Source organism: Isoptericola sp. NPDC056134 (assembly GCF_042264825.1).
Taxonomy (GTDB): Bacteria; Actinomycetota; Actinomycetes; order Actinomycetales; family Cellulomonadaceae; genus Isoptericola; species Isoptericola nanjingensis.
On the sequence record NZ_JBHJVM010000053.1, the window covers coordinates 1 to 4922 of the forward strand.

The following is a 4922-nucleotide window of genomic DNA, read 5'->3' on the forward strand; positions in this document are numbered from 1 at the left end:
CTCGTCGACGGTGCAGCCGGCGGGCGCGACGGCCTCGGGCGCGCGTCGCGGGGTGCGCCCCCCCGCCCCCCCCGAACCCCCCCACGCCAGTGAGGGCATCTTTCCCCCCCCAACCCCCCCCCTGCCCCCCCCCTGGGTCTCCCCCGGCGTCGCTACTGGTGCGGTCAGGCGGCCTTGGCGGGCCGGTGGTCGGCGACCTCCTGCCAGGGCGTGCGGTCGGGGCCGAAGTAGCCCTCGACGGTGACGCTCTTGGGGTTGGCGCGCAGCACGCGGTACCAGGTGCCGCGGACCTGGACGGCGTCGCCCTTGGCGACGTTGTGGGGTCCGTAGTTGGTGGCGGTGCCGTTGGCCTGCTGGTCGGCGCGCACGCCGCGCCAGTAGGTCAGCGCGTCGTCCGTCTCGGCGATCAGTTCCTCCAGCTGCTCGCGACCCGCGCCGGTCGCGGGCGCGTGCGTCATCGCGTAGACGCCGTGTCCGCTGGTGTACCCATCGCGGCGGCGCTCGAACTTGCGCCGGTCAGCCTCGAGCTTGTCGATGCGGTTGGCGACGGTGACCGGGTTGTACCGGGCGGCGGTGGTCGCCGCGGCCTCGGTCGCGCGACGCTCGGCCTCCTCGGTGGCGCGGCCCGCCTCGACGCTGCGGCCCAGGGAGTTCCACGCGCGGGAGATGTCCCGGCGGTGGCGCCCTTCGGAGTGGTGGCCGATCTTGACCGGCTCACCCTCGGGCGGGAGCCGCTCGACGTCGCTGTGGTGCCGCGCCCATGCGGCGGTCTCCTCCTCGCGGCGACGCTCGGCCTTCGCGGCCAGGGCGCCTGCCCGGTCGGCCTGGCGGGCGATCTTGTCGGCCTCGACGTCTGCAGTCGGGCGGGCAGTGTTGTCGATGGTCACCTCGACGTCGTGCCCAGCCGCGCGCAGCGCGGCCGCGGTGGCGTCGATCTGCCGGGTCTTGGCGTGCTGGTCGCGCGAGCGCGGGATGTACCAGGCGCCGAGGTTGCGGCTCCAGCGCCAGCGCTGGGCCTTGAGGACGTCGGCGGTACCGTCGCCGCGGGCGGTGCCGTCGATGAGAGTTCCGGCCTCGTGGGTGTGGGTGATGGTCAGCATGTCGGGTGGTCCTTCCGGTGGTCCGCTGGTGGCTCTTCCTGGTCCAGCCGGTGGGCCGGGGGTCTCCCCTCCGGCCCACCGGGGCACGTCAGGCGGCCAGCGGAGCCGGGCCGGTGGCGGTGTGCACGACGCTGAGCTCGTGCGCCACGGTCCCGGCAGGGACCTCGACCTCGTGGCACAGCACGCCGCGACGGTCGATCACCAGGTGCGAGCGGTTGCGGCCCAGAGACAGGGCCTCGGTCGTGCCGCTCAGGATCGGGTTGGTCGCCGTGAGCGTGTAGGGGTCGGCCGCGTCCATGCGGTCGAGCACCTGGGCCACGGACTCCCCCGTCATGAGCGCGCGAGCCTCGGCAGCCGCGACGTCGAGCGCGAATCCGGCGGCGTCGGGGGTCTGGTGCTGAACGGTCGTGGTGCTGATGGTGCGAGCCATTTGGCCCTCCTCTTGCTGGCGTCGGGTGGCCGGTGGTCTCCGGCCGTTGCTTGCCCTGCCAACACCTTTAATATACATCATCTATCAGCGTTTGTATACTCGAACCTGGGTTTCGTGCCTTGGATTCTTCGCGTACTCGGGCCGCTGGCCCGGGGGTGGCCCGACGTCGGGCCACCCGGGTCGGGCTAGTCCTCGTTGGGCATGAGGATGGTCAGGACGGGCTCGGCGTTGTCGCCGGGGCCGAAGTGGACGCGCAGCGTCGTCGGGCGCGGGCTGTGGGCGCGGGGCGTGTTGGGCACGCGCAGCACGTCGAACAGCGCGCGGTCCTCCCACGGCGGCGTCTTGGCGAGCGTGTGGCGGGCCATCGTGAGCACGTCCCACAGTCGCCCGGTCTCGTCCTGGAGCCCGGCGTTCGCCTCGTTCCAGGCGACGGCGTCGGACCAGGCGTCGGAGGTCAGCGCGACCGGGTAGCGGAAGCCGGCTTCGCGGGCGAGGTCGGCGGGGACCTCGCGCAGCGCTCCGTCCTCGATGGCCTGGGTGCGTGTGTAGGTGTGGATCGCGGGGCCGAACAGGTCGGTGAGGTCGTGGCTCATGGTGGGTGGCTCCTTCGTAGGTCCGGGTCGGGGTGGTCAGCGGTTGGGGTTGAGGGTTCGGTGTGCGCTCCAGAGCTGGTCCTTGGCCGTGCGGAGGGTGCCGCGGGCCGCCATCACGTCCGCGTCACGCATGCCCGACCGCTGGAGGATGCGCCGCGCCGCGCGCACGTGGGCGAGGGCCTGGATGAGCGCCTTCTGGTGGGCGCTGTCGTCCTCCGGGGCGTCGAGGTCGTCGGGGGTGGTGGTCTGGGGGTTGAAGACCCGGAACTCGCCGGAGTTGACGGCGGCGTCCAGGGCGGCCAGCAGGGCCGCGTCGGCGGGGTTCTGGGTGGGGGCCTGACCGGTCATGGTGGGTTCCTCTCGGACGGGGACCGCTTGGCGCACGGTCGCTGTGGGGCGTCGTTCCTGATAAGCGGAGCAGCACCCGCCCGGCCCGAAGCGGCAACCCCGAAGGGGCGACGGGGGAGGAAGTTCTCGGGCGAAATAAGGAGCGCAGCGACGCGTCCGAGAAGTTCCGGAGGAGACGGCGGCGCAGCCGCTTGTGCGTAGGACCGGGCGGGGGATGATGGAGCGTCAGGAACGACGCCGCTTGTTGATGCAGCTGGGCCGCGCAGCGGCCGCCGTTCGGCGCCGGCCGAAGGTCGGCATCGGTTCGCGCCGCTCCCCCGCCGCCGGCTCACCCGGCCCGGCCCTGTCTGTGCGGGCCACCGATCCGGCGCAGCCGGACCTCACTGCCCACCGGTGGTTCATGCTGTGGCTCGGTCGCCGGTTCGCTCGAGCTGCAGCGGTGGCGGGGGTCCGGGGGCGGCATGCCCCCGGCTTTCGCGGTCGGCCCTCGATGGGCCGGCCGCGACACCATGCCGACCAGCAGGAGTCCGGGGCGGCCCGGGGGTGGCCCGGCCCTGGTTCGGGCCGGGCCACCGGTGGTTCTACTTGCTGGGCCGCTCGGCCTTGTCCTGCTCGCCTCGGGCGATCTGCTCGACGTCGGAGAGCGTGTAGCCCCAGGATTCGAGGGCGGTCAGGTAGCCCCGCTCGTGGCCCGGGTTCCGCCAGGTGTGGGTGCCCGTCTCGCCTTCGCGTGCCGCGAGGGCCAGCACGAGCGCGATGTGCTGGGCGCGGCTCGGGGTGGCCTTGGCGATCAGGGCGGCGATGTGCTGCCCGGTCGCGTAGTAGCCCGTCTCGGCCTTCGCGCCGAGCCATTCGGTGGCGAGGGCGTGGCCCTTCTCCCCCGCTCGGCGCAGGATGAACGAGTCCGCCGCGATGGCAAGGGCGACGTACTCGGCGGCTCCCTTCGGCGCGGTCTTGCGCTTGGCGAACTCGGCCAGCCATTCGCGGCGCACGACCTCGGCGGACTTCCACGCCTTGTTGTTCTCGATGACCGTGCGACGTTCGGCCTTCTGCTCGTCGGTCATCGGGCCGGACTTCGTCGGGCTGGCGCTGGCGTACTTGTCGCCGTGCCCATGGGTGCGCCAGTTGGTGCAGACGTAGACCACGCTGACGCTGCTCCACCTCGAACGGACGTAGGCCGCGTGTCCGGGGCACTCGGCGTGGGCCTCCGGGGTGAGGTCCGTGCCGTGGTCCGCCTCGGTCGAGGGGCGCAGTTCGCTCAGGCTGCGGACCTTCTTGTCGTCGTAGGACGGGGCCTCGACCTCGGACACGCCCTCGGCGGCCAGAGCCTCGCGGGCGGCGGCGACCTGCTCGGCTCGCTCGCGATCGTCGCGGGCGCGCTGGGCCTCGTGCGCGAAGCGTCCCGGCTCCTTCACCGCGACGGCGGTCAGTGCCTTGACCGTCTCCGGGGCGTCGGCGAACTCCGCCAGCACGGCGGCCTGGTCGATCGTGAGGTCGTACTTGGCCTGCACGGCGGCGGCGACCTTCGACTCGGCCACCTTGAGCGTAACGGCTACCTGGTCCTTCTTGGTGCCGGTGCGCTTGGCGATCTGCCCGGCGGTCAGCCCGAACTCGAGGGACAACTGCCGGAACGCTGCGGTGCGGTGGGTGTCGCGCATGTCGGCGCGGTGGTCGTTCTCGGCCAACTGCTCGATGATCCGGCGTGCCTCGCGGGCCTTCTCGTCGTCGTCGCTGGTGACGATCTGGGCGGGGATCGTGGCGCGCCCGGCCTCGATCGCGGCAAGGGTGCGGCGCTGGCCTTCCAGGACGGTCAGGGAGCCGTCGGCCTCGCGGCGGACCCGGATGGCCTGGATGACGCCGTGCTGCTTGATGGACCCGATGAACTCGCCGCTGAGGTCGGCGTCGGTCCGGACATTCGCGCCGACGATTAGGGTGCGCGGGTCGAGGTGGGCGAACTCGACGCCCTCGGCCAGCACCTGGGCTGTGCCTTCACGGGTGGTGGTGTTCTCGGTGTTCGTGGTGCTCGTCATGAGTGAGCGACCTTCCTGCCGGGAGGTAGGTGGCACCCGCTGTCCGGGACCGTTTTTCGCCCCCTCCTGGCGCTGGAATGACCGCCCGCATAAGCGGCCCGGAGCGCAAGCCCCGGCACCGCCCGACGGCGGGGCTCGTGGGCCGAGCTCAGGGAGCGAAGCGACCGCAGGCCCACGAGTTCCGGCGTCGGGCGGCGGCGCAGCCGCGGGGCTTGCGCGGAGGGTCGCGCGGGCGATCATGGAAAGCCAGGAGGGGGCACAGCCGGCCCGCGCGTCAGCGCGGAACTACAGGGCCGCGCAGCGGCCGCCGTTCGGCGCCGGCCGCCAGGTCGGCATCGGTTCGCGCCGCTCCCCCGCCGCCGGCTCACCCGGCCCGGCCCTGTCTGTGCGGGCCACCGATCCGGCGCAGCCGGACCTCACT

6 protein-coding genes are annotated in these 4922 nt (G+C 72.9%); 1 reads left to right on the forward strand and 5 read right to left on the reverse strand.

Annotated features, from left to right (window positions below; all coding sequences use genetic code 11):
- Positions 1–164 precede the first annotated feature (164 nt).
- The 5 genes from ACFCZN_RS21095 to ACFCZN_RS21115 all read right to left on the reverse strand — a co-directional run bounded on the left by ACFCZN_RS21095 (position 165) and on the right by ACFCZN_RS21115 (position 4501).
- Positions 165–1100 carry a DUF3560 domain-containing protein gene (locus ACFCZN_RS21095; RefSeq protein ID WP_430558060.1) on the reverse strand — a complete coding sequence of 312 codons (936 nt, stop codon included), beginning with the start codon at positions 1098–1100 and terminating at the stop codon, positions 165–167.
- 88 nt (positions 1101–1188) lie between these two features.
- Positions 1189–1530: a hypothetical protein gene (locus tag ACFCZN_RS21100; RefSeq protein ID WP_430558061.1), complete on the reverse strand. Its 342-nt coding sequence runs from the start codon at positions 1528–1530 to the stop codon at positions 1189–1191.
- Positions 1531–1715: 185 nt separating this feature from the next.
- Positions 1716–2123: a DUF6573 family protein gene (locus ACFCZN_RS21105; RefSeq protein WP_430558062.1), complete on the reverse strand. Its 408-nt coding sequence runs from the start codon at positions 2121–2123 to the stop codon at positions 1716–1718.
- Between the two features lie 36 nt (positions 2124–2159).
- Positions 2160–2471: a hypothetical protein gene (locus ACFCZN_RS21110; RefSeq protein WP_430558063.1), complete on the reverse strand. Its 312-nt coding sequence runs from the start codon at positions 2469–2471 to the stop codon at positions 2160–2162.
- A gap of 581 nt (positions 2472–3052) precedes the next feature.
- Positions 3053–4501, reverse strand: a complete 1449-nt coding sequence (locus ACFCZN_RS21115) for a ParB/RepB/Spo0J family partition protein (protein ID WP_430558064.1) — start codon at positions 4499–4501, stop codon at positions 3053–3055.
- 238 nt (positions 4502–4739) lie between these two features.
- Between ACFCZN_RS21115 and ACFCZN_RS21120 the strand changes: the two genes are divergently transcribed.
- Positions 4740–4922: hypothetical protein (locus tag ACFCZN_RS21120; RefSeq protein ID WP_430558065.1), on the forward strand; the 183-nt coding region annotated here is incomplete at its 3' end.